Genomic DNA, 25,176 nt, shown 5'->3' with positions numbered 1-25,176 from the left:
GGACCTAATCTGTCCCTCGTGACTTCGCCTGCCGACACGGAAAACGCTGCGCCGCAGCTCAGCGCGGGGCCGAGGCCTGCCCCGGGCCCGGCCGCCGACGAGGGGCTCTCGCGTCGGCTGCGCGCGCTCGCGTGCACGGCGCCGCTGCACGACCTCGACGTGCGCAAGGCGAATCTGGCCGGTGAGTACACGGTTTACGCAATGGCGGAGGTCGCCCTCGCGGCCATCGACCACGTCACGCTCAACATGGACTTCGACACCGGTGCCGACCACGACCAGATAGTGGCCAGGCTGCTGCCCCGCGTCGGCGCCCAGGCCCCGGACCGCCCCGTCGCCGAGCACGAGCGGGTCGCGCGCTGGGTCCTGGAGAACCTGATCAACGTCGGCAGCGTCGACCGGGGCTTCCGCGCGGTCTACGGCACCTTCGGACCCGACGGCGTCTACGTCCGCCGGGACTACGACTTCAAGCTGATCGAGGAGGTCCCGGGCTACGGCGGCACGGTCTACCTCCGCGCCACCGACGAGGCGGTCAACGTCCTCGTCGGCGCCCTGGACACCGATGTCACCAGCGCCCAGATCGCCGCCGAGGTCAAGCTGGAGGTCCTGATCAGCCGGGGCCGCCTCGCCGACGCCCAGCTCGCCGCCGAACAGGCCCGCTACCGCACCGTGCAGTACGCCGAGACGCTGCGCCGCACGCTGGAAGCGACCCGGCGCAACGTCCGCGCGGTCGACTGGCTCACCACCGTCCCGGATATGATCGCCGAGGCCCTGGACCACGTGGCCGACCGCTACCGCCACGAGAACGCGATCCTCACCAACATCCGCAAGGCGCGCGACGAGGCCGAGGAGCCCGAGCACAAGCGCCGGGCCGCCGAGCTGGTCGACATCGTCAAGGACTGCATCCGCCGCCATACCCAGCTGCAGTCCCGCCTCCTGGAGGCCGGACCGCTCTTCCGGGCCGAGCAGGACCGGCAGGCGTTCGCCACCCCGGCCGCCCACGCGGGCCTCGATCTGTACGGGCAGCTCCTCGCCCCGCTCCTCCCGCTCCCCGTCGAGCAGTCCCTGCGGGCCACCGACGCGTTCTTCGCGAACGGCACCGGGCTGCGCACCCCCACCTCCGTCCGCGTCGGCGACCTGGTCGAGATGCTCCTGACCCCGCCGCTGGAGCGGGAGCACCTCGGCATGGAGATGCCCGAGCCCGACCTGATCGCGACGCCGGACGACAGCCGGTTCAGCGACGCCCAGCTGAGCAGCGCCATGGCCCTGCTCGACCTGGAGCACGACGCGCCCCGCCGACTCTCCGGCCTGCTCGCCGAGGCCCGCCGCAGCGACCCCGACCTGCCGTACCTGGTCGCGCTGCTCGCCGTCCACGCCGCCAGCCCGCCCGTCGGCACCGCCTACCGCCAGGGCGAGCGGCGCCTGCTCTTCGCGGTGGACGACGGTACGCAGCTGGAGGACCCGGAGTTCGGCGGCGCCGACCTCATCGTGGGCACCGCCCTGCTGGACGCCGCCGGTATGGCCGCGGACCGCCAGGAGGCCTCATGACCGGCGTCGTCCGTCCTGCGCACCCCCACCTTTTCCGTACCGACGTGCACCCCCACCTTTTCCGTACCGAGGAGTCCCAGCCGTGAGCGACCACGACGCCGAGCACCCCGACGCGTGGACCGAGCCCTCCGCGTACGCCTCCTCGACGACGTACGCGGGCGACTCCGCTCACCCGCACACCGCCGAGCCCAGCGGCACCGGCCAGGGGCCCGTCACCCCGGCCGACGCCGCCGACGCTGCCCGCCTGGTCTCCTTCGGCCTCCAGCCCAAGCTGCTCCCCGCCCGCGACGCCGAATACGCCGACCTGCTCCGCCGGTACCGGGAGGAGGGCACCTTCGCCCGGCTCGCCGACGCCGTCGCCACCGGGCTCGGCCTCATCGTCCTGGAGGTCTCCCCGCGCGCCGGAATGGCCGTCACCGCAGGCGAGGACTCCGTCTTCGCCGTCCGCATGGGCGACTACGCCCGCCGCGCCTCCTCCGACGCCGCCGACCGCTTCCTCCACGGCCTCGCCCACCTCGCCGTCGCCGCCCTCGCCTTCCCGCGCCCCGAGGACCTCGCCGACGACGCGTACATCGGCCGCATCACGGTCAACGGCGTCGACGCCTTCGTACGCCAGGCCTGCAAGCGCCTTGAGGAGCGCGCCGAGGAGCAGGGCGACAACACCGACCCCGCCACCGACACCCCCGGCCTCGAATCCGGCTGGCGGATCTACGCCCGCCGCAGCTCCACCGGCGCCACCAAGGACGCCCGCCGCCTCGCCGGATCCACCACCGGCATCATCGGCAAGGCCGTCGCCTTCCTCACCGACTCCGGCTTCCTCCAGCGCACCGGCGACGACGCGGGCGGCGCCTACCGCACCACCGCCCGCTACCAGCTCCAGGTCCGCGACATGGCGGGCAGCGCCGCCATGGCCGAGCTGCTGGAGCTGGGTGTCGTCCCCGTCACGGACGGCTCCGCCACCCTGCTGCCGCCGTCCGACCCCGACGACCTGGAGCTGGCCGCCGACGCGGGCCTGCCCTTCCACTCCTCCTGACCCCGCCCGCACTCCTTCCGACCCGCCCCCACCGCACCGCCCAGCTCCGCCACCGCTTCTCCGAACGACGAGAGTCCGCCGCCATGTACGAGTTGTCCCGGGTCCGCCTCTACTCCATCGGGCCTGCCGGTGCGCGCTACGCCGACACCGTCCTCGACCTGCGCGGCGTCGGCGAACCCGTCCCCAACCCGGCTCCCGCGCAGGCGGAGTTCTTCGAGGACGAGCCGGTCGGCCCGCCGCGCCGGCCCGCTCCGGCGGGCGTGCTCTTCCTGGAGAACGGCGGCGGCAAGTCCGTCCTGCTGAAGCTGATCTTCTCGGTGATGCTCCCCGGCCACCGCAACACCCTCGGCGGCGCCAGCTCCGGCGTGCTCCGCAAGTTCCTGCTCGCCGACGACTGCGGCCATGTCGCCCTGGAGTGGCAGCACACGCTCACCGGCGAATGCGTCGTCGTCGGCAAGGTCAGCGAGTGGCGCGGGCGGCAGGTCTCCAACGACCCGAGGAAGTTCGCGGAGGCCTGGTACTCCTTCCGGCCCGGCCCCGGGCTCAGCCTGGACAGCCTGCCCGTCGCGGAGGCCACCGCCGTCGGGCGGCCCGCCGAAGGGGTCTCCGGGGCGCGGGGCAGGCGCCGCACGATGAAGGGGTTCCGCGACGCGCTGGTGGACGCGGGCAAGTTCTACCAGCACCTCGACGTGCACTGGGAAGAGATCCACGACCGCTGGAACGAGCACCTCGGCGACCTCGGACTCGACCCCGAACTCTTCCGCTACCAGCGCGAGATGAACGCCGACGAAGGTGAGGCCGCCGGACTCTTCGCGGTCAAGAAGGACTCCGACTTCACCGACCTGCTGCTCCGCGCCGTCACCGACACCCGCGACACCGACGGCCTCGCCGACCTGGTCAGCGGCTTCGGCAACAAGCTGGGCCGCCGCGCCGAGCTGACCGCCGAACGCGACTTCACCGCGGGCTCCGTCGACCTCCTCGGCCGGATCGTCGAAGCGACCGAGACCCGCGCCCGCAGCCGCGACATCCACGCCGCCGCCGAGCGCCGCACCCGTACGCTCGCCCGCCGCCTGAGCGCCCGCGCCGCCGAGGAGCGCGGCCGCACCGCCGAGCTGGCCGAGCGGGTCACCGCCGCCGCGCACACCGTCACCGAGGCCGAGTCCAGCCGGGGCCACCGCTCCCTCATCGCCGCCGAACTCGCCTACCGCCATGCCTCCCTGGCCCTGGCCGGCGCCGAGAAGAGCGCCGCCGCCGGACGCAAGGAGCTGGCCGAGGCCCGTACGCTGCACGCCGCCTGGCAGGCCGCCGAGGCCGTCCTCCGCCACCGCGCCGCCGCCGACCGCTCCGCCAGGGTCGCCGCCGCCATCCGCGAGGCCGAGCGCGACGCGGCCCCCGCACTCGCCGCCCGCGCCACCGCCGCCGCCGACCTCGTACGGGCGCTGCACACCGCCGCCGAGGACGGTGAGCGCGTCGCCAACGAGCAGGAGGAGCGCTCCGAGACCCTCCAGGCCACCGGCGAACGCGCCCACCGCGACGCCACGGTCGCCGCCACCGAGGCCCAGCGCGCCCGCAGCGAGGCCGGCCACCTGCGCCAGCGCCTCGCCGAGGTCGAGCAGGAGACCTCCGAGGCGGTCCAGGCCGGCTGGCTCGACAACACCGCGCCCGACGCCGACCCGGCCCGCGCCGCCCTGGCCGCCAGCGACGCCGAACAGTCCGCCGTCGCCGCCTGGGACACCGCCCGCGAGGCCGCCCGCACCGCGGCCGACCAGGCCCGCGAGGCGGCCGCCGCCGAGAGCCGCGCCGAGCTGACCGCTGCCCGCGCCGCCGACGGAGCCAAGGCGGCCGAGCAGAGTTACGAGGACGAGCTCAGGGCCGCCGAATCCATCGCCGCCGACCCGCGCCTCGCCGACCTGCTCGGCCTGCCCACGGGCACGGGCGTCCCGCACCCGCGGAGGGGAGCGGGCGAGGAGACGCCGGGCGGGGCGCAGCGGGACACCGCCCGTACCGGCCCCCAGGGCGACGGCACCGCGGCCGGCCCTCAAGGCGCCACCGAGGCAGCCCCGGAAGGCGCGGTCGCCCTTGCCGACCAGCCCACGACGCCCCACCAGCCGCTCACCGCCCAGGAGTTCGACCGCAGCGCCGACGAACTGCGCGAGCTGCTCGACCAGTCCGTCACCGCCGCCGAGCGCCGCCTCTTCGACCTGCGCACCGCCGCCGCCGACGACGCCCGCATCCTCGGCGCGCTCGGCGAAGGCGGGCTGCTGCCGCCCGGCCCCGACGTCCTGGCCACCGTGGAGTACCTGGGCGAGCACGGCATCCCGGCCCTGCCCGGCTGGCGCTACCTCGCCCAGGCCGTCGACCCGGCCGACCACGCCGCCGTCCTCGCCGCCCGCCCGGAGCTGGTCGACGGCGTCGTCATCACCGACCCCGACGCCCACACCCGCGCCCGCGAAGTCCTCGGCTCCGCCGCTCTGCTGCCGCGCTCGGCCGTCGCCGTCGGTACCGCCGCCGCTCTCCTCGCCCCGGTCCCGGACCCCGGCACCGGCTCCGACGCGCAGCACGACGGCGTCTTCCTCGTCCCGCCGAACCCGGCCATGCACGACGAGCACGCCGCCGACGAGGAGCGCCACGCCCTGCGCTCCCGCGCCGCCGCCCGCGACGAGGACATCCGCACGCTCGCCGCCCGCCTCTCGGCCGACCGGGCCCTCGCCTCCCGCATCGGCTCCTGGCGCGCCGACTGCCCGCCCGGCATGCTCGCCGAGCTGGCCGAGGCCGCCGCCACCGCCCGTACGGCCGCCGAGAGCGCCGAAGCGGTCCTCGCCGAGGCCCGCACCGCCCGCGCCGAGGCCGACGAGGTCGCCGCCGACACCGCCCGGGTCCGCGAGGAGCGCCAAGAGGCCGCCCAGCGCGCCCGCCGGGTCGCCGACGCGCTGGCCGGACTCGCCCACCGGCTGCGGGAGCGGGCCCGCTGGCAGGTCCGGCTCCGCGAACTGGTCGACGAGGCCGCCGAGTCCGAGGCCCGCGCCGCCGTCTGCCTGGACCTGGCCCGCTCCGCCGACGAGGACCGCCGCGCCGCCCAGCGCGCCGGCGACGACGCCCGCCGCACCGCCCGCGCCCTGCGGGCCGAGCGCGCCGAGATCGCCGGCGCCCCGGAGAGCCTCCCGGAGCCCGACGAGACCAAGCCCCGCACCGCGCTGCCCACCCTCCGCGAGGCCTACCGGGCCGCCTCCCAGCTGTACGAGAAGGTCGGCGTCGGCGCCGACCTGCGCGCCGAACAGGCCCGCGCCGAGAGCGACGAGAGCGCCGCCCTCGCCGAGCTGGACCGCCTCACCAACAAGGTCCGCACCCGAGCCGCACAGCTCCTGGAAGGCACCGACGGAGCCGACGGCCCCTCCCGCCAGGCGGCGGCGGCCCGTGCCGAATCCCACGTACAACTGCTGGAGACGCGGGCCTCCACCGCCAGCGAGCAGCTGGGCCGGTACCGGGGCGAGGCCGAGCGGCTCGCCCCCGACGACGAGACGCCGCACCACACCGAGCTGCCCGACGAGCTGGTCCCGGCCGACGCCGAGCAGGCCCAGACCCTCCTCCGTACGGCCACCGGCGAACTGGCCTCCGCCACCGCCGCCCTGGACACCGCCCGCGCCGCCCACAGCGAGCTGCTCCACGCCCACCGCACCGCCGAGGACTCGGCAGGCGGCTTCGACGAGACGGCGGCCCTCCTGCGCGACCTGCTCCGCGACCACGGTACGGAGGACGGCACCGAAGGCCCCGACCCGTATCCCGGCACGCTGGAGGAGGCCCGGCACTCCGCCGCCGAGGCCCGCCGCTCCCTGCGCGGCTGCTCCACCGACCTCTCGGCCGCCGAGAGCGCCGTACGGGAAGCGAGCGACATCCTCGTACGGCACGCCAACTCCACCCGCTACGAGCAGGTCCGCACCCCGGCCCGCCAGCAGATCCGCGAACTGCCCGCCTCCGCGCTGCCGGAGCACGCGCAGAAGTGGGCCGACGCCTTCGCGCCCCGGCTGCGCGTCCTGACCGACGAGCTGGTCCAACTGGAGCGCAACCGCGACTCCATCGTCGACCGGCTGCGCGGCCTGGTCGAGTCCGCCCTCGCCACCCTCCGCTCCGCCCAGCGGCTCTCCCAGCTCCCGGAAGGACTGGGGGAGTGGTCGGGGCAGGAGTTCCTCCGGATCCGCTTCGAGGAGCCGGACCAGGCCACTCTCACCGAGCGCCTCGGCGAGGTCATCGACGAAGCGACGCACGCCGCCCTCAAGAAGAACTCCGACCTGCGCCGGGACGGCATGTCCCTGCTGCTGCGGGGCGTCGAGGCGGCGCTGCGGCCCAAGGGCATCGCGGTGGAGATCCTCAAGCCGGACGCCGTGCTCCGCGCCGAACGCGTGCCCGTCGGTCAGATGGGCGACGTCTTCTCCGGCGGCCAGCTGCTCACCGCCGCCATCGCCCTGTACTGCACGATGGCGGCGCTGCGCAGCAACGACCGGGGCCGCGACCGCCACCGGCACGCGGGCACGTTGTTCCTGGACAACCCGATCGGCCGCGCCAACGCCACGTATCTGCTGGAGCTCCAGCGTGCGGTCTCCGACGCGCTCGGCGTGCAGCTGCTCTACACGACCGGCCTCTTCGACACGACCGCGCTCGCCGAATTCCCGCTCGTCATCCGCTTGCGCAACGACGCCGACCTCAGGGCCGGGCTGAAATACATCAGCGTGGAGGAGCACCTGCGCCCCGGACTGCCGCAGCAGGACCCGGACGGCGAGACGGTCCACGGCGAGATCACGGCGACCCGCATGTTCAAGCGGAGAACCCAGCAGACGACGCCGTCGGCCCCGCAGCCGTAACCAGCTCAGCAATTGCAGGCCTAGCCGCAACCGGCTCAGCAGTCGCAGGCCCGGCCGCAGTCGCAGGCCCGGCCGGAGGCATAACGTCCGGCCCCCGCGGGCCCGGTGAGAAACCGGTCCCGCGGGCCGGGGTCACGCCCGGGAGAGGTCGCCGGCGCTCCGGCGGCCGGATATCCTGCCGCCCGCCTCGTCCCGCTCGGCCGCTCGCGCCGCCCGCTGGGCCCGCCGCCGCTCCCGGCGCATCTGCCGGGCGGTGCTGCTCGGCTCCGACACCACGCCGTGCCGCTGGTTCCACACCTGCCGGGTGACCCAGACGTCCAGCACCGCCCAAGTGGCGACCACCGTGCTGGCCACACTGCTGAGCACCATCGGGAAGGCCAGCCAGGAACCGGCCAGCGTGCACAGGAAGGCGATCACCGCCTGGATGATCGTCAGCGCCATGACGAGGACGGCGCGCACCGCCGCCGTCCGCACCGCATCCGGCATCCGCCGCTTCCTGGCCGGCTCCTCCACCCACAACTGCCGCGGAATCCGCGCCTCGTCCCCGGCGTCCGTCAACTGCCGCGGAACCCGCGCCCCGTCCCCGGCGTCCGTCCTCGCGGTGCCGACCGGTGTCACCGGTGACACCGGTGCTCCGGCGCGTCCGCGCTCCTGCGTGCTCAAGGTCCTTCAACTCCCCACCACTGTCCGACTTCAGGGTGGCTGCCCGGCTTGCGCCGGTTCTACGCGGGCGGATGGGCTCCGTACCGCCGCGCGCGCTCCCGCCCTGCGTCTACCCCGTACATATGGACGAACCACCCGCTCCGAAGATTCCCGCTGAAAGCCACCGCAGGGCCACAGAAGGCTACGGAACGAATAATTCCAGCCAACTGATCCGGGCCCGCCCTCAGGGGATCGGTGGGGATCCTCTGTCGCTTTCGCGAATTTCATCTCCGGGAATACCGGGACAACTCATGATCAAATCCTGGCCGGACGGCTGAAAATCATCCGGACGTGTCTTCGAGTTGTCTCTGTGTCAGTAGTAGGCTCGCGCCGTTTATTGACGCAGGACGGACCTCGCCCGCGTCGGACCGATGCGCGCCGGTGTACGCACGGCGAACGTCGGGGCAGGGTCGAGGGACGACCGGGAGAAGACCACCCCCGCGGTGCGGGGCCGATCTGGGGGAGGCCATGCGCTTTCGCGGGAAGTCCATCCGCAGGAAGATCGTGGCGTTGCTGCTGGTGCCGCTCGTCTCCCTCACGGGTCTCTGGGTCCTCGCCACCTACGTCACCGGCCGCCAGGCGACCGAGCTGATGAGCGTCAGCACCTCCGTCGACAAGGTCGCCGGACCGCTGGAGGAAGCGGTCCGGGTCGTGCAGGCCGAACGGCGGCAGACCCTGGTCTTCCTGGCCGACCCCCGCGCCTCCGACGCCCTGCCGCTCCTGCTGAGCCAGCGTGCCGACACCGACCGGGTCGTGGCCGAGGTCAGGGACAGCGCCCGGCAGAACGACGTCCGCGAGGCGCTCGACGCCGAGGCCCGCACCCGGCTCGACGCGATCCTCAGCGCTGTCGACGGCCTGGGCTCGCTGCGCGAATCGGTCGAGAAGCGCACCATCGGCCGGGCGAAGGCGCTGGACTTCTACAACGGCCTCGTCGACCCGGCGTACCGTTTCCTCAACGGCCTCCACACCACGGAGAACGGCTCGCTGGACAAGCAGATGCGGGCGCTGGTCGGGATATCCCGGGCCCGCGAGATGTTGTCGCGCGAAGACGCGCTGGTCGCCTCCAGCCTCGTCGCGGGCCGCTTCACCACCGCCGAACTCCGCCAGATATCCGGCCTCGTGGCCCAGCGCGAGCTGCTCTACGAGGTCAGCCTCGAAAACCTCCCCGCCGCCGAGCGCCGCCGCGTCGAGCAGTTCTGGAGCAGCCCGGACGCCGAACCGCTGCGCACCGCCGAGGACGCACTGATCGCCGCCGGACCCACCAAGCGCCAAGGCGCCGTCGACACCGACCGGTGGCAGCAGGCGGCGCCGCCCGTCCTCGACCGACTGGCCGACGACTCCACGGAGATGGGTGACCGCTTCCAGGACCGCGCGGAACCGGCCGGATACCGGGTCCTCGCCCAGGCCGGAATCGCCGGAGTCCTCGGCTTCCTGGCCCTGATCGTCTCGATCTTCGTCTCCGTACGGATCGGCCGCGAGCTCGTCCGCGACCTCTCCCGGCTCCGCAAGGACGCCCACGAGGTCTCCGGCGTACGCCTGCCGAGCGTCATGCGCCGCCTGGCCGCCGGCGAACAGGTCGACGTCGAGACCGAAGCCCCGCACCTCACCTACGAGCGCGACGAGATCGGCCAGGTCGGCCAGGCGCTCAACACCCTCCAGCGCGCCGCCGTCGAGGCCGCGGTCAAGCAGGCCGACATGCGCCGCGGCGTCTCCGAGGTCTTCGTCAACCTCGCCCGCCGCAACCAGGTCCTCCTCCACCGCCAGCTGACCCTGCTGGACACCATGGAGCGCCGCACCGAGAACAGCGACGAACTGGCCGACCTGTTCCGCCTCGACCACCTCACCACCCGCATGCGCCGTCACGCCGAAGGGCTCGTGATCCTCTCCGGCGCCGCCCCCTCCCGCCAGTGGCGCAAGCCCATCCAGCTCATGGACGTGGTCCGGGCCGCCGTCGCCGAGGTCGAGGACTACGAACGCATCGAGGTCCGGCGGCTGCCCCGGATCGGCGTGGGCGGCCCCGCCGTCGCCGACCTCACCCACCTCATCGCCGAACTCCTGGAGAACGCCACCGTCTTCTCGCCGCCGCACACCGCGGTCCAGGTGCACGGCGAGCGCGTCTCCAACGGCTTCACCCTCGAAATCCACGACCGCGGCCTCGGCATGCCCCCCGAAGTCCTGCTCGACGCCAACCTCCGGCTCGCCGAGACCCCCGACTTCGAGCTCTCCGACACCGACCGCCTCGGCCTCTTCGTGGTGAGCCGGCTCGCCCAGCGCCAGAACGTCCGGGTCTCCCTGCAGAAATCGCCGTACGGAGGCACCACCGCGGTCGTGTTCATCCCGGCCGCCCTCCTCACCGAGGCCCCCGACACCCACGGCACCGGCTTCCGCCTCGATCGCCGGGCCGAGCGGGCGATCGGCAGCGGCCGCACCAACGGCGACGCCTCGTCCGCCGCCGGCACCGCACCGGGCGGCGACCGCAGGACGAACGGCCGCTCCGCCGTCCTCTCGCCGGTCCCGACCGGCCTCACCGGACCGGCGGTGCTCGACGGCCCCGTGGAACTCGAAGGCCCGGTCGGACTCCTGGACCTGGCCGGCGACCCGCTGGACCGCGCCTCGGACCCGGCCCTCGATCCGGCCCTCGGGTCGGTGCTCGACGGCGTCTCCGACCTGGAGGACACCGAGAGCGAGCGCGGCGGCATCTTCCGCGCCCGCGACCTGCGCCGCGAGGACGGCCGGGACCCGCGCCGCGACGACACCCTGAGCTCGCGCCGCGACGACACCCTGAGCTCGCGCCGCGAGGACGCCGACACCGACAGGTTCCGCCGCGGCGACGCCGGTGACGCCCGCCGGGCCGCCGACCGCGAACAGCACCAGCAGGCCCGCGACCACGGCGAAGGCCCCACCGCCGAGGTCCGCCCGATGCGTCCCACGGGCCCCGTACCGCTGCCGCGCCGCACCCCGCCGACCCTGGTCACCGACCGCGGCCGCCGCGTGGACGACCAGGCCCCGGAGGCCACCGACACCGACACCTCCGCCGAGCCGTCCACGACCGCACCCCGCACCCCGACCGGCCCGGTAGCGCACACCACCTCGTGGGCCGCCCGCGCCGCACAGCGCACACCGGCACCGCCCACCACACACGAACCACCGCACACCTCAGAACCACCGCACACCTCAGAACCACCCACCACCCCCGCACCACCCCGCACCACCGAGGCCCGGCGCGACACCGCCCCCGACACCGTGGGCGGCCTGCCCCGGCGGGTCCGGCAGGCCAGCCTCGCCCCCCAGCTCCGTGAGGAGTCCGCCGACCGGACTCCGCACCGGGCGCCCGTGGACACGGCCGACGACTACGACCGTGACGCGGACGAGGTACGCAACCGCATGGCTTCACTCCAGCGTGGCTGGCAGCGCGGTCGTCGGCAGAACGCCGAGGACGCACAGGACGCCGCCGGCCCCGAGGGAACAGCACCAGGAACCACTCCGGGAGGGGACGGTCGATGACCGCACCGAACGCCGCAGCATCCAACCCCGCACGCCACGGCTCGGGCGAACTGAACTGGCTGCTCGACGAACTCGTCCAGCGCGTCGCCAGCATCCGCAAGGCGCTGGTGCTCTCCAGCGACGGCCTGGCCACCGGCGCCTCGGCCGACCTGACCCGCGAGGACAGCGAGCATCTCGCCGCCGTCGCCTCCGGGTTCCACAGCCTCGCCAAGGGCGTGGGCCACCACTTCGACGCGGGCCGGGTGCGCCAGACCGTCGTCGAGCTGGACGAGGCGTTCCTCTTCGTGACCGCGGCGGGCGACGGCAGCTGTCTCGCCGTCCTGGCCGACGCGGACTCCGACGTGGGCCAGGTGGCGTACGAGATGACGCTGATGGTCAAGCGCGTGGGGGCCCACCTGGCCAACGCCCCACGGACGACCGGTCTGCCCGCCGGAGGGTGAGGGCCGGGCATGAGCGCTGACTCCCCCCGGGGCACGAACCCCGGCTCCACGGATTCCGGCTCCACGAACTTCGGTTCCACGGATCCCGGTTCCACGGATTCCGGCCCCACGGGCCCCGAGCCCACCGGCTCGGAGCCCTGGGGATCCGGAGCCGCCGCCCCCGGATCCACCGCCCCCGGACCCCCGGACGCGATCACCACCGACCCCCAGTCCTCGCGGTGGTACGACGCGGAGGCCGGGCCGGTGGTCCGTCCGTACGCCATGACCCGGGGGCGCACTAGCAGCGCCTCCCGGCACCGGCTCGACCTGATCGCACTCGTCGTGCCCGAACCGGCCGCCGAGGACCCCGGCCGGGACCAGACGCTCGCGCCCGAACACGTCACGATCGTCGAACTCTGCAGCGACGCGCCCCAGTCGATCGCCGAGCTCGCCGCCGGACTCGACCTCCCGGTAGGGGTGGTACGGGTCCTGGTCGGCGATCTCGTCGAGGACGAACTGGTGCACGTCACCCGACCCGTTCCGCCGGCCGAACTGCCGGACGTGAACATTCTTCGCGAGGTAATCAATGGCCTTCGGGCGCTCTAGCCGCGTCAAGCAGCGGCCCGTCGAGCCCGTCACCCTCAAGATCCTGGTGGCGGGAGGGTTCGGCGTCGGCAAGACGACCGCGGTCGGCGCGGTCAGCGAGATCAGACCGCTGCGCACGGAGGAACGCCTCAGTGAGGCGGGCCGCCCGGTGGACGACCTGGCGGGCGTCGAGGCCAAGACCACCACCACGGTCGCGATGGACTTCGGCCGGATCACGGTCCGCGAGGACCTGGTCCTCTACCTCTTCGGCACGCCGGGCCAGGACCGCTTCTGGTTCCTCTGGGACGAGCTGGCCCAAGGCGCTCTCGGCGCGGTCGTCCTCGCCGACACCCGCCGTCTGGAGGACTGCTTCGCGGCGGTCGACTACTTCGAGCGCCGCCGGATCCCGTTCACCGTGGCCGTCAACTGCTTCGACGGAGCCGGGCAGTTCCCCGCCGAGACCGTGCAGGCCGCTCTCGATCTCGACCCCGAGGTACCGGTGCTGCTGTGCGACGCACGGGACCGTGCCTCGGTACGTGACGTCCTCATCGCGGTCGTCGAGCACGCCTTGGAGCGCGCGGCCCGGGACCGCGCGCCCATCGCCACCTGACGGGTCCTGCGGTCCTGCGGTCGTACGCGTGCGGCCCGCACCCCCGCCGACAGGGGTACGGGCCGCACGCCGTCCGGCGGACCGGGCTGTGAGTGTTCTGCGGCGATGACGAGCCGTCAAGTCATGTACAGGCAAAAGGTGTTCGCGGCGATCTCACCGAACGGCCACCACCGCCGAACCGTGTCCGAACAGCCCTTGGTTCGCCGTGATGCCCACCCTGGCCCCAGGCACCTGGCGCTGCCCGGCCCGGCCGCGCAACTGCCACGTCAGCTCACACACCTGGGCGATCGCCTGTGCCGGCACCGCCTCGCCGAACGAGGCCAGCCCGCCGCTCACGTTGACCGGGATCCGGCCGCCCGGTGCGGTGACCCCCTCCCGTACGAGCTTCGCGCCCTCACCCGGACCGCAGAGCCCGATGTCCTCGTACCACTCCAACTCCAGTGCGGTGGACAGGTCGTAGACCTCCGCCAGCGACAGATCCTCCGGCCCGATCCCCGCCTCCTCGTACGCGGCCCGGGCGATCGAGCGCCGGAAGCTCTCCGGTGACGGCTCCACGGCGACCGCCGAGTCGGTGCCGATGTCCGGCAGGTCGAGTTCGGTCCGGGGGAAGGTCGGTGTCACGGTGGAGACGGCCCGGATCCGCACCGGATCGGCCACTCCGCGCCGCCGCGCGAACTCCAGGCTGCACAGCACCAGCGCGGCGGCCCCGTCGGAGGTGGCGCAGATGTCCAGCAGTCGCAGTGGATCGGCGACAACGGGCGAGGCGGCAACTTCCTCCGCTGTCACCGGAGTTCGGTAGCGGGCGTACGTGTTCACCACCCCCGCCGCGGCGTTCTTCACCTTGACCAGCGCGAAGTCCTCCGGCGTATCCCCGTACAGGGCCATCCGGCGCCGCGCGTAGAGCCCGAAGTACGCCGGGTTCGTCGCTCCGAGCACCCGGAAGCGCAGCCAGTCCGGGTCGTCCGGCCGCTCCCCGCCCGCCGGGGCGAAGAACCCCTTGGGCGCCGCGTCCGCCCCCACCACCAGGACCACGTCCGCCATCCCGGCCAGGATCTGGGCCCGCGCGGTGTCGATCGCCTGCGCCCCGGACGCACACGCGGCGTACACGGACGCCACCCGCGCCCCCTGCCACCCCAGCGCCCGCGCGAACGTCGCCCCGGCCACATACCCCGGGTACCCGCCCCGGACCGTCTGCGCGCCGACCACCGACCCCACCTCGGGCCACCCGATGCCCGCGTCGTCGAGGGCGGCGCGCGCGGCGGCACGCCCGTACGTGACGAAGCCGCGCCCCCACTTGCCCCACGGATGCATCCCGGCCCCGAGCACGGCCACATCGCCGCTCACGACAGCGCCTCCGCCACCACGGGCCGCCAGTTCCACGTCGTGTGTACGGTGCCGGTCACCGGATCCTCGCCCAGGACGCCCGGCACCACCTCCACCACCGACCCGACGGGCAGATCGTCCACGCCCACCCCGGGCGCGGCCTGTCCCAGCACCACCATGCGCTCGGCCGCCAGCTCCACGGCGACCAGCGTGTACGGCACCCAGGGCACCGCGGGATCGCTGACGTACGGCGGAGGGGGCCGGTAGCGCCCGTCGGTGCAGGACCACACCGTGCCCCGCTGCGACAGCGGCACCTCCTCCAACTCCCCGCCCGAGCAGCCCGGGTTGCGGCAGTGGCCGTCCTCGCGGGGGAAGTGGACCGACCGGCAGCCCGAGCACCGGGTGCCCAGCAGCCGGAACTCCTCCTCAACGGTGCCCTCGGTGAACCAACCGGCCACCACGGGTATGCGCGTACGCGGCAAAGCCCCTCCCCGACACTGAATCTGACGGAACGTCAGAAGTGTGCCACGGGGGGACCGCCCCCGGCGAGGGGGGCGGCCACGGAGGCCGCTCCGTACGCGGCCAGGCGAGCCGCTCCGTACGCGGCCACGAGACCCCCTCCGCGCGCGGCTCAGCCGTTCTCGGCCAGCCACTTGGCCGCGGTCTCCGCCAGCTCGGCGTCCCGGCCGCTCAGCATCATCCCGATCATCTGCGCGTCCCCGCGCAGCGACCACGCAGGATGCCCGAACGTCGCCGGGTTGTTCTTCTCGATCAGGAAGTGCGCGGGCCAGGCCGTGCCGTACCCGATCAGCGGCAGCGCCGCCAGGTATCGCTTCCGCCCCCGCGCCAGCCCGTAGGCCGTGATCGCGAGGCCGGTGAGCGTGCCGGTCAGATGGACCCAGCGGGTGGCGGCACGGGAGTGCATCGCGACGTAGTAGGGCCAGAATTCCTCGTACGAATCGAACGTCTGTTGTGACATACGGGCACCGTAGCGGCCCGATCGGCAACCGAACACGCCCCTTTCGCGTCCGAAAGGAAGAACGGGCGGCCGGAGCCCACGGGGGTGGTCCCGGTCGCCCGTTCCTTTCAGGGCCTGCCTACCGACCCGCGGTCCACCGGAAAGTCGAAGTAGGTGTCCGGGAACAGCTCGGGCTTGTGGGTGAAGTGCCACCACTCCTCGGGCAGGTTGACGAACCCCACCTCGGTCAACGTCCGTTTCAGGAACTGCCGGTTGGCCCGCTGCTTCCCCTGGATCCGGGGATCATCGGTGTGCGACAGGGTGTCGAAACAGTCGTAACCGGTGCCCATGTCCACCGAGTTGTCGGGGAACCGCCCGCCCTGCGGCGCGAAGCAGGGCGTCAGCCGTTCGCCCGGTCGGTACGGTCTGGTCGGCAGAGCCGGCAGCCGGACCAGGGTCAGATCCACCGTGCTGCCCCTGCTGTGCCCGGACTTCTCCGCGATGTAACCGTCCGCGAAGAGACGGGACTTGTCGACCAGCGGATAGAACTCCGCCTTTATGGACTGGTCGTCGAGATCCTTCGCCCATCGCACGAAATGGTCGACCGCCCGCTGCGGCCGGTAACAGTCGTAGACCTTCAGTGAGTAGCCCTGCCGCAGCAGCCGCTTCTGCGCCTGATGCAGAGCACGGGCGGCGGGCCGGGTGAGGATGCAGAGGGGCTGCCGATAGCCGTCGACGCGCTCGCCGAGGAAGGTGTGGGCCGTGGTGTAGCGCATCTCCTGAATGATCGTCGGGTCCACCGACCGCAACGCCACGAACCCGTCGGGCGCCTTGGGTTCGGGACGGGCCTGTGCCGAAGCGGATCCGGGCCGGGCCTGTGCCGGGGCGGGGGCGGCGGCCGTGACGGCAAGCAGAGCGGCTCCGGCAGTGGCCAGGGCGCGGAGAGCGGTACGCATTCCTGTCATGACCACATCGTCCACCAGCTTCCCGCCCCCGGCGAAAGGACGATCGGATACAGTCCGCCCGTGTCCGAGCCCACCAGCAGCCCCGCCCCGACGACCGGTCGGCAGCCGACCCCGTACGTCAGGGACTCCCACTGCTCCACCTGCGGAGCCCCGTACACCGCCCTCACCGCCCCCGGCGCCTGGCCCCGCACCTGCCCGCGCTGCGGCGCCACCGCCTACCGCAATCCGCTCCCGGTCGCCGTAGCCCTGCTCCCCGTGACCGGCCCCAGCGCGACCGGACTCGTCGTCATCACCCGCACCATCGAGCCGCGCAAGGGCGGCACGGCGCTGCCCGGCGGCTTCGTCGACCACACCGAGGACTGGCGCCAGGCGGTCGTGCGCGAACTGCGTGAGGAGACCGGGATCGAGGCCGCAGCACAGGACGTCCGCCTGGCCGATGCCCTCAGCGACACCGCCGGCCACCTCCTGGTCTTCGGACTCCTCCCGCCACGCCCCCTGACAAGCCTGCCGCCCTCCGTCCCCACCGACGAGACCTCGGGTTACGAGATCCTGTACGCGCCCCGCCCACTGACGTTCCCGCTGCACACGGAGGCGGCGAACGCCTGGTTCGCGGGCCGCTACAGCTGAGGCGTACGGACTCCGCCCCAGAGGGTCCGCCGAACGCGCCTCCCCGAAGCGCCCCCTACCCCTCCACCCCCCGAACCCGCACCGGAAGCCCCACCGGGCCCCCCGCCGCACCGTCCCGCTCCACCACCACGCGGTCCCCCTCCCACCGCGACACATACCGCTCGACCTCGGCCTCCGCCCACCCGTCACCCGGATCCCGGACCACCAGACCGCCTCCGGTACGCCCAGGAGCCGGCGCCCACACCTCCAGCTCCAGCTCCCCGTCCGCGTCCCGCACCGGAAGGACCGCGCCCGCCCGCGCCAGCACCGGAATGCGGGAGAGCGGCGCGTCCACCACCACCGGCCCCGGCCCCTCGTGCGCCCGCCCGGTCACCGTGTCGTACCAGCGCCCCCGCGGCAGCCGCACCACCCGCCGCTCCGCACCGGCCTCCATCACCGGCGCCACCAGCAGCGCATCACCCAGCAGGAACGCGTCCTCGCACCCGCGCAACGCCCGGTCACCCGGCGCCGCCCACCACACCGGCCGCACATAAGGCGCCCCCGACAGCCGCGCCACGTGCGAGAGCATCACGAAATAGGGGTGCAGCCGCTCCCGCTCCACCAGCGCCGCCCGCGCGTGCTCCAGCACCTCGGGCCCGAACTCCCACGGCTCCCGCCGCCCCGCGTCGATCGCCGCATGCGTCCGGAACAACGGCAGGTACGCGCCCAGCTGGAACCACCGCAGATACAGCTCCGGCGACGGGAACCCGTCGAACCCGCCCACATCCGGCCCCGAGTACGGCACCCCGCACAGCCCGAGTCCCAGGACCAGCGAGAGCGAGGCCCGCAGCCCCGGCCACCCGGTCGACACATCACCGGACCAGGTGCCCCCGTACCTCTGCATCCCCGCCCACCCCGACCGCGAGAACAGGAACGGTCGCTCCTCGGGACGCAGCCGCAGCAGCCCCTCGTATCCGGCGCGCGCCATCGCCAGCCCGTACACGTTGTGCGCCTCGCGATGGTCGCCGCCCGCGCCCTCCAGGACGTGCCGGGCCGAGCGCGGCAGCGACGGGTCGCCGAACGCGGTGAACGAGACCGGCTCGTTCATGTCGTGCCAGACCCCCGAGAAGCCCTGGGCAAGCCGCTCCTCGTACAGAGATCCCCACCATTCCCGCACAACCGGATCAGTGAAGTCCGGATAGACGCAAGCCCCGGGCCACACCTCGCCCACCACCACCCGCCCCCGCGCGTCCCGGACGTACGCCCCACGCTCCCCGAGCGCCACGCCCGCGTCGAACACCGCGTCGCCCGGCGCCGCCTTCACCGCCGGATCCACGATCGACACCAGCCGTACGCCCTCGTCACGCAGCTCCTTCGCCAGCTCGGGCAGCGCCGGGAACCGGGCCCGGTCGACGGTGAACACCCGGTGCCGGTCGTAGTGGTCGATGTCCAGATGCAGCACGGAGAGCGGAAGCCCCCGTTCGCGGTACCCGGCCACCACCCGCCGCACCTCCCGCTCACTGCCGAACCCCCACCGCGCGTGTTGCGGCCCCAGCGCCCACGACGGCGGCACCGCCGGCGCACCCGTCAACGCCGTCCACCCGCGCAGCACCCGGGCCGGCGTCCCCGCCACCACCCAGCACCGCAGCGGACCACCCTCCATCCGCACCTCACAGGTCCCCGGCCGGTCATGCCCCGAGCCCGCGCCCTCCTCGCCCTCGCGCACCACCACCCGGCCCGACCAGGTGTTGTCGTGGAACGCCAGATGCGTGCCCGCGTCCGACACCACCACCTGCACCGGCATCGTCAGATACAGCGGATCGTCCCCCGGACCGAACCGCCCGCCCGGATCGGTGTTCCACAGCCCGTACGCCCCGTCCCGCAGCCGGGGCCCCGACGCCCGCCCGCCCAGCCCGAAGAACCGCGCGTCCGCCGGCACCTCCGACCGCTGCACCCACCGCACCGCGCCGCCGCCCACCGGCTCCCACCAGCGCGGCGGCAGCTCCCGCCGCAGCAGCACCCCGCCCGGCGTCCGCAGCTCCACCGCCCCCGTACGCGACACGATCACCGTCAGCCGCTCCGAGACCACCTGCCAGCCACCGTCCTGGCCCGGCTCCAGCACCGCCCGCGGATCCGGCCCCGGCACCTCACCCGCCAACGCGTACGACGGCAGCGGATCGGCCCCGTCCCACGCCCAGAACACTGCACCGCCCACCGCCACCCGGACCCGCAACTCCGAACGGGCGAACCGCACCACACCCCCGCCGGGCTCCGGCTCCGCCCCCACCAGAGCACCGGGCACCCGGGCCCGCTCCGCACCGCGCGGAGGCAGCGCACGCGCGTCCGCCGACCGGCGCCGCCAGGCCGCGAGCACCGTCCGCAGCCCCCGTACCGAACCGACCAACCTCACCCGACGCACCAGGTCACGACCGTCCATGGCGCACACCCTGCCACCCGCCAGGACCGCAGAACCTCCCGTTCAACTGCCGTTCACCCGTCCTCGCAGAGGAATCGCAGCCCGCATCACGCCGGGCCACCCTGGTGCCGAAGACGATCACATGGCATCGTCCGTGTCAGCCGCTCACGCGCACACCCCAGCCCGTGCGCGCCGACACGCCACCCGCGTACCCGTCCAGCCAGGGAGCCGCCCCATGACCGCAGCCACGCCCGACGCCCCCCTCTGGCAGCCCAGCCCCGAGCGCATCGAGGCCGCGGCCGTGACCCGCTTCCAGAGCTGGGCCGCGAGCCGCTTCGGAGCCCCGGCCGAGGGCGGGTACGAGGCCCTGCACCGCTGGTCCGTCGACGAGCTCGACACCTTCTGGCAGGCCGTCGCCGAGTGGTTCGACATCCGCTTCTCCACCCCGTACGAGAGCGTCATCGGCGACCGCACCATGCCCGGCGCCACCTGGTTCCCCGGCGCCACCCTCAACTACGCCGAACACGCGCTGCGCACCGCCGAGGACCCGGCCCGCGCCGACAGCCCCGCCCTCCTGTACGTCGACGAGACCCACACCCAGGTCCCCATCAGCTGGTCCGACCTCCGCCGCCAGGTCGGCGCACTCGCCGCCGAACTCCGCGCCCTCGGCGTCACCCCCGGCGACCGGGTCAGCGGCTACCTCCCCAACATCCCGCAGGCCGTCGTCGCCTTCCTCGCCACCGCGGCCGTCGGCGGCGTCTGGACCTCCTGCGCCCCCGACTTCGGCGCCCGCAGCGTCCTCGACCGGTTCCAGCAGATCGAACCCGTCGTCCTCTTCACCGTCGACGGCTACCGCTACGGCGGCAAGGAGCACGACCGTACGGAGACCGTCGCCGAACTCCGCCGCGAGCTGCCCACCCTCCGCGCCGTCGTCCACATCCCGCTGCTCGGCACCGATGCCCCCGAAGGCGCCCTCGCCTGGGCGGCCCTCACCGCCGCCGACACCGAGCCGGTCTTCGAACAGGTCCCCTTCGACCACCCGCTCTGGGTCCTCTACTCCTCCGGCACCACCGGCCTGCCCAAGGCCATCGTCCAGTCCCAGGGCGGCATCCTGCTCGAACACTTCAAGCAGCTCGGCCTGCACTGCGACCTCGGCCCCGAGGACCGCTTCTTCTGGTACACCTCCACCGGCTGGATGATGTGGAACTTCCTCGTCTCCGGCCTCCTCACCGGCACCACCGTCGTCCTGTACGACGGCAGCCCCGGCCACCCGGACGTCAGCGCCCAGTGGCGGATCGCCGAACAGACCGGCGCCACGCTCTACGGCACCTCCGCCGCCTACGTCATGGCCTGCCGCAAGGCCGACATCCACCCGGGCCGCGACTTCGACCTCTCCCGCATCCAGTGCGTCGCCACCACCGGCTCACCCCTCCCGCCCGACGGCTTCCGCTGGCTCCACGACGAGGTGGCCGAGGACCTCTGGATCGCCTCCGTCAGCGGCGGCACCGACGTGTGCAGCTGCTTCGCCGGAGCCGTCCCCACCCTCCCGGTCCACATCGGCGAACTCCAGGCCCCGTGCCTCGGCACCGACCTCCAGTCCTGGGACCCGTCCGGCAAGCCGCTGACCAACGAGGTCGGCGAACTGGTCGTCACCAACCCCCTCCCGTCCATGCCGATCCGCTTCTGGAACGACCCCGACGGCAGCCGCTACCACGACAGCTACTTCGACATGTACCCCGGCGTCTGGCGCCACGGCGACTGGATCACCATCACCGACCACGGCTCGGTGATCATCCACGGCCGCTCCGACTCCACCCTGAACCGCCAGGGCGTCCGCATGGGCTCCGCCGACATCTACGAGGCCGTCGAACGGCTCCCCGAGATCCGCGAGTCCCTCGTCATCGGCCTCGAAGAGCCCGACGGCGGCTACTGGATGCCGCTCTTCGTCCACCTCGCCGAAGGCGCCACCCTCGACGACGACCTCCGCGCGGCCATCAAGGCGACCATCCGCGAGAACCTCTCCCCGCGCCACGTACCGGACGAGGTCATCGCGGTCCCCGCCATCCCGCACACCCTCACCGGCAAGCGCATCGAAGTGCCGGTCAAGCGCCTGCTCCAGGGCACCGAACTCGCCAAGGCGGTCAACCCGGGCTCGGTCGACAACCTCGACCTGCTCCACTTCTACGCCGAACTGGCCGCGAGCCGCCGTCGCTGACCGATTGTCAGTCCCCCTGATTACGCTGAGTGAGCAAGGATTCACCGCGCACAGGGGGACACATGGCGCAGCAGGAAAACACCAAGCGCACCATCAAGCCGAACACCAAACGCAGCTCGAAACACGGCACCACACGACACGGCACCACCCTGCGACGCACACTGCGCCGCGAAGCCCCCAGCACCGTCGGCCTCCTGGTCGACGCGCAGGACTTCGCGGCCATGCGCCGCTACGGCACCTTCCCCTTCGACGACCACACCGTCTACCTGCACCAGGTCGAAGGCCTGCTCAAGTCGCTGGCCGCCCAGGGCATGCACACCACGGTCGCCCTCTTCGACCCGGAGGACTACGCCGATTTCTGCGCGGAGTCCGGACTCGACGCGGACACCGGCGCCAGCCGCAGCCGCTTCACCGCCGAGATCGCCGCCGCCGGAGCCACGATCGCCTACACCGGCCAACGCCTCACCGACCTCATCCCGCTCCTCGTCTCCCGCGCGGTCCGCCAGGCCACCTGGGAGTACGCCACCCTCCTCCTCGCCGACCTCGGAGCCTGCGTGGACTGCGGCCAGGACATCGGACGGGCCGCCTTCGACCGGGCCTCCCACCTCCTGACCCGCCTGCTGGAGACGGCCGGACCGGGCACCCACCACCTGGTCTGCTCCACCCCCACGGAGAACGACCAGCTCCTGGCGGTGCTCCACACCCACCGCGACACCACCGGCCCGGCCCGCCTCGACACGTCGGAAGGAGCGGAGTTCGCCACCGTGCTCGCCGTGGCCATCGCCCTGGAGGCACCCGGGGGAGTGGTGCTCCGGACCAGCACCCCCGACAGCCCGGACCGCGTCCACGGCTGGCGACTGGCGTACGGCGCCCTCGCCCCGCTCACCGCGGGCGAGGTCTTCAACGCCTACTGCACCGACGCCGAGACCGGAGAGCCCGTCTCCCCGGAATCCGGCGTGGAGTACTGCGCGGGATTCGACATCGGAGCCGACCCGGCAGAACCACACCGCTGACGCACGCACACAGCAGGAGGGGCTCCCCGCCACACGGCGGGAAGCCCCTCCCGAACCTGCGTTTCCTGCCCTGCCTACTCGCCGGACAGCACAGCCTGAGCGGCGCTGCGCGCCTCGTCGGCGGAGTCGGCCGAACGGGCGGCGTTGGCCGCACGCTCGCACTGGGCCAGCGTGTACTTGGCCAGCGTGGCGCGCACATAAGGAATGGACGCGGCACCCATCGAGAGCGAGGTGACACCCAGACCGGTCAGCACACAGGCCAGCAGCGGATCCGCGGCGGCCTCACCACAGACACCACAGCTCTTGCCCTCGGCACGAGCGGCCTCGGCGGACAGCGCCACCAGATCCAGCAGCGCCGGCTGCCACGGGTCCTGGAGCCGCGACACCGCGCCCACCTGACGGTCGGCGGCGAAGGTGTACTGCGCCAGGTCGTTGGTGCCCAGCGACAGGAACTCGACCTCCTGGAGGATCGACCGCGCCCGCAGAGCGGCGGACGGAATCTCCACCATCGCGCCGAACTTCGCCTGCAGCCCCGCCTCACGGCACGCGTCCGCGAACGCCTTGGCGTCGATGCGGTCGGCCACCATGGGCGCCATGACCTCCAAGTACACCGGCAGACCCTCGGCCGCCTTCGCCAGCGCGGTCAGCTGGGTACGCAGTACCTCCGGGTGGTCCAGCAGGCTCCGCAGCCCCCGCACTCCGAGCGCCGGGTTCGGCTCGTCGGCCGGCGTCAGGAAGGCCAGCGGCTTGTCGGCACCGGCGTCCAGCACGCGGACGACGACACGCCCCTCGGGGAACGCCTCCAGCACCGCACGGTAGGCAGCAACCTGCTTCTCCTCGGAAGGAGCCTGCTTGCTGTCGTCCAGGAAGAGGAACTCGGTACGGAACAGCCCCACACCCTCGGCCCCCGCCTCGACCGCCGCGGGCACATCGCCCGGACCGCCGACATTGGCGAGCAACGGCACCTTGTGCCCGTCCGACGTGGCACCGGGACCGGTCGCAGAGGACAGCGCCGCCTTACGAGCGGCAGCGGCGGCCTCCATCTCGGCCCGCTTCTCCCTACTCGGGTCGACGAAGATCTCGCCCGTGCTGCCGTCCACCGCCACGACCGTGCCCTCGGCCAGCTCACCGGCACCTGGCAGAGCCACCACGGCCGGCACACCGAGCGCCCGCGCGAGAATCGCGCTGTGACTGGTCGGCCCGCCCTCCTCGGTCACGAAACCGAGCACCAGCGTCGGGTCGAGCAGCGCGGTGTCGGCCGGAGCCAGGTCACGCGCGATCAGCACGTACGGCTCGTCGCTGTCCGGCACACCCGGCATCGGAACCCCGAGCAGCCGCGCCACGATCCGGTTCCGTACGTCGTCGAGGTCGGCGACCCGTCCGGCGAGGTACTCACCGGCGTTGGCGAGGAGCGCCCGGTACGCGGCGAACGCGTCGTACACCGCCCGCTCGGCGGTGCTGCCCACGGCGATGCGCCGCTCGACATCGGACATCAGCTCGGGGTCCTGCGCCATCATGGCCTGCGCCTCGAGCACATGCTGTGCCTCACCGCCCGCCAGATTGCCGCGCGCGATCAGATCGGCGGCCACGGCCTCCACCGCCTGGCGGGCGCGCCCCTGTTCGCGCCCGGCCTCCTCGGTGGGAATCGATTTGGCGGGCGGCTCCAGCACCGCCGTACCCATGTGCCGAACCTCGCCGATGGCCACACCGTGGCTCACGCCGACGCCTCGCAGCGTTGTCTCCATTTCACCCGTCTCCGGTTGTGCGGTGACCGTGTCACCGCGGTGGTTGTGCAACTGGCCCGTCACTGCGCCCAAGGCGCTACTGCCAGCCGAACAGCGTGTCGCCGACCTTCACGTCCCCGTCCTCACGGACATCGGAGAGCGACTCGGCGGTGGCCTCCAGGGCCACGATCGGGCAGATGGGTGACTTGCCGGCCGCCTCGACGCCGACCGGGTCCCAGCGCACGATGCTCTGGCCCCGGGTCACCGTGTCCCCCTTGTTGACGAGAAGCTCGAAGCCCTCGCCGTTGAGCTGGACGGTGTCGATACCGAGGTGCGTCAGAACCCCGTGCCCGTCGGCGTCGACGACGACGAACGCGTGGGGATGCAGGGAGACGACGATGCCGTCGACGGGGGATACGGCCTCGGAGGGCTCACGTACGGGGTCGATGGCGGTGCCGGGACCGACCATCGCGCCGGAGAAGACCGGGTCGGGAACCGCGGTGAGTCCGATGGCGCGTCCAGCAAGAGGGGACGTCACGTTGGTCATGGGGAGCCTCCCAGGGGGTGGAGATTCAGGTGTCGCCGCCGCGGCTGATGTGGGGACGGCGTACTGCTCAGCAGAGTAAGTCATATGAAGTCCCGGTTCCGCCCGAGACCGCCCGGTTGACAGGCCTAGGGGTACACCGCAAGCGATTTGCCTCG

The 25,176-nt window shown here is 73.2% G+C and carries 18 protein-coding genes; 10 read left to right on the top strand and 8 right to left on the bottom strand.

Going from position 1 to position 25,176, the window contains the following annotated elements; genetic code table 11:
- The first annotated feature begins 18 nt into the window (after window positions 1-18).
- The 3 genes from ACQP09_RS03445 to ACQP09_RS03435 all read left to right on the top strand — a co-directional run bounded on the left by ACQP09_RS03445 (window position 19) and on the right by ACQP09_RS03435 (window position 7,434).
- Window positions 19-1,545: a hypothetical protein gene (locus tag ACQP09_RS03445; RefSeq protein ID WP_433395882.1), complete on the top strand. Its 1,527-nt coding sequence runs from the start codon at window positions 19-21 to the stop codon at window positions 1,543-1,545.
- Window positions 1,546-1,627: 82 nt separating this feature from the next.
- Complete coding sequence (locus ACQP09_RS03440) at window positions 1,628-2,578, top strand: hypothetical protein (RefSeq protein WP_433395880.1); 951 nt, start codon at window positions 1,628-1,630, stop codon at window positions 2,576-2,578.
- Between the two features lie 83 nt (window positions 2,579-2,661).
- Complete coding sequence (locus ACQP09_RS03435) at window positions 2,662-7,434, top strand: hypothetical protein (RefSeq protein ID WP_433395878.1); 4,773 nt, start codon at window positions 2,662-2,664, stop codon at window positions 7,432-7,434.
- A 132-nt stretch (window positions 7,435-7,566) separates the two neighbouring features.
- Here the strand turns inward: ACQP09_RS03435 and ACQP09_RS03430 are convergent, their stop codons facing one another.
- A complete protein-coding gene (locus ACQP09_RS03430) occupies window positions 7,567-8,097 on the bottom strand; it encodes a hypothetical protein (protein ID WP_433395876.1) in 531 nt (176 codons plus the stop codon).
- 507 nt (window positions 8,098-8,604) lie between these two features.
- On the opposite strand from ACQP09_RS03430, the gene ACQP09_RS03425 reads away from it, so the two are divergent.
- The 4 genes from ACQP09_RS03425 to ACQP09_RS03410 all read left to right on the top strand — a co-directional run bounded on the left by ACQP09_RS03425 (window position 8,605) and on the right by ACQP09_RS03410 (window position 13,254).
- Entirely contained in the window at window positions 8,605-11,640 is a 3,036-nt protein-coding gene (locus tag ACQP09_RS03425) for a nitrate- and nitrite sensing domain-containing protein (protein ID WP_433395874.1), read from the top strand.
- Entirely contained in the window at window positions 11,637-12,080 is a 444-nt protein-coding gene (locus tag ACQP09_RS03420; protein ID WP_432152486.1) for a roadblock/LC7 domain-containing protein, read from the top strand. The genes ACQP09_RS03425 and ACQP09_RS03420 overlap by 4 nt, the downstream gene beginning before the upstream one ends.
- A gap of 192 nt (window positions 12,081-12,272) precedes the next feature.
- Window positions 12,273-12,665 carry a DUF742 domain-containing protein gene (locus ACQP09_RS03415; protein WP_433406479.1) on the top strand — a complete coding sequence of 131 codons (393 nt, stop codon included), beginning with the start codon at window positions 12,273-12,275 and terminating at the stop codon, window positions 12,663-12,665.
- On the top strand, window positions 12,646-13,254 hold the full coding sequence (locus tag ACQP09_RS03410) for a GTP-binding protein (protein ID WP_432152485.1): 609 nt from the start codon (window positions 12,646-12,648) through the stop codon (window positions 13,252-13,254). Before ACQP09_RS03415 ends, ACQP09_RS03410 begins: the two co-directional genes overlap by 20 nt.
- 153 nt (window positions 13,255-13,407) lie before the next feature.
- Here ACQP09_RS03410 and ACQP09_RS03405 read toward each other — a convergent pair whose 3' ends face one another.
- The 4 genes from ACQP09_RS03405 to ACQP09_RS03390 all read right to left on the bottom strand — a co-directional run bounded on the left by ACQP09_RS03405 (window position 13,408) and on the right by ACQP09_RS03390 (window position 16,500).
- The gene (locus ACQP09_RS03405) at window positions 13,408-14,598 is read right to left on the bottom strand and encodes a lipid-transfer protein (protein ID WP_433395872.1); all 1,191 of its coding nucleotides are present in this window, start codon (window positions 14,596-14,598) and stop codon (window positions 13,408-13,410) included.
- Complete coding sequence (locus ACQP09_RS03400; RefSeq protein ID WP_433406478.1) at window positions 14,595-15,035, bottom strand: Zn-ribbon domain-containing OB-fold protein; 441 nt, start codon at window positions 15,033-15,035, stop codon at window positions 14,595-14,597. Before ACQP09_RS03400 ends, ACQP09_RS03405 begins: the two co-directional genes overlap by 4 nt.
- A gap of 173 nt (window positions 15,036-15,208) precedes the next feature.
- Window positions 15,209-15,556, bottom strand: a complete 348-nt coding sequence (locus ACQP09_RS03395) for an Mpo1-like protein (RefSeq protein WP_432152482.1) — start codon at window positions 15,554-15,556, stop codon at window positions 15,209-15,211.
- 107 nt (window positions 15,557-15,663) lie between these two features.
- Window positions 15,664-16,500, bottom strand: a complete 837-nt coding sequence (locus tag ACQP09_RS03390) for a M15 family metallopeptidase (RefSeq protein WP_433395870.1) — start codon at window positions 16,498-16,500, stop codon at window positions 15,664-15,666.
- 60 nt (window positions 16,501-16,560) lie between these two features.
- On the opposite strand from ACQP09_RS03390, the gene ACQP09_RS03385 reads away from it, so the two are divergent.
- Entirely contained in the window at window positions 16,561-17,127 is a 567-nt protein-coding gene (locus tag ACQP09_RS03385; protein WP_433395868.1) for an NUDIX domain-containing protein, read from the top strand.
- Window positions 17,128-17,182: 55 nt separating this feature from the next.
- On the opposite strand, the gene ACQP09_RS03380 is transcribed toward ACQP09_RS03385, so the two are convergent.
- Window positions 17,183-19,543, bottom strand: coding sequence for a glycoside hydrolase family 31 protein (locus ACQP09_RS03380; RefSeq protein ID WP_433395866.1), 2,361 nt, complete (start codon window positions 19,541-19,543; stop codon window positions 17,183-17,185).
- Window positions 19,544-19,757: 214 nt separating this feature from the next.
- Between ACQP09_RS03380 and ACQP09_RS03375 the strand changes: the two genes are divergently transcribed.
- Window positions 19,758-21,737, top strand: coding sequence for an acetoacetate--CoA ligase (locus ACQP09_RS03375; RefSeq protein WP_433395865.1), 1,980 nt, complete (start codon window positions 19,758-19,760; stop codon window positions 21,735-21,737).
- Between the two features lie 62 nt (window positions 21,738-21,799).
- Window positions 21,800-22,750 (top strand): hypothetical protein, encoded by a 951-nt coding sequence (locus ACQP09_RS03370; protein WP_433395863.1) that lies wholly within the window; start codon window positions 21,800-21,802, stop codon window positions 22,748-22,750.
- A gap of 74 nt (window positions 22,751-22,824) precedes the next feature.
- On the opposite strand, the gene ptsP is transcribed toward ACQP09_RS03370, so the two are convergent.
- Together ptsP and ACQP09_RS03360 are read right to left on the bottom strand one after the other, a co-directional pair.
- Window positions 22,825-24,495 carry a phosphoenolpyruvate--protein phosphotransferase gene (gene ptsP, locus ACQP09_RS03365; protein ID WP_433395861.1) on the bottom strand — a complete coding sequence of 557 codons (1,671 nt, stop codon included), beginning with the start codon at window positions 24,493-24,495 and terminating at the stop codon, window positions 22,825-22,827.
- A gap of 76 nt (window positions 24,496-24,571) precedes the next feature.
- Window positions 24,572-25,021, bottom strand: coding sequence for a PTS sugar transporter subunit IIA (locus ACQP09_RS03360; RefSeq protein ID WP_432152475.1), 450 nt, complete (start codon window positions 25,019-25,021; stop codon window positions 24,572-24,574).
- Between the last annotated feature and the right edge of the window lie 155 nt (window positions 25,022-25,176).

It is taken from the genome of Streptomyces sp. CA-146814, from assembly GCF_050942385.1.
GTDB lineage: Bacteria > Actinomycetota > Actinomycetes > Streptomycetales > Streptomycetaceae > Streptomyces.
Note: the sequence above shows the minus strand (reverse complement) of the source record. Positions and strands in the feature narration are given on the sequence as shown.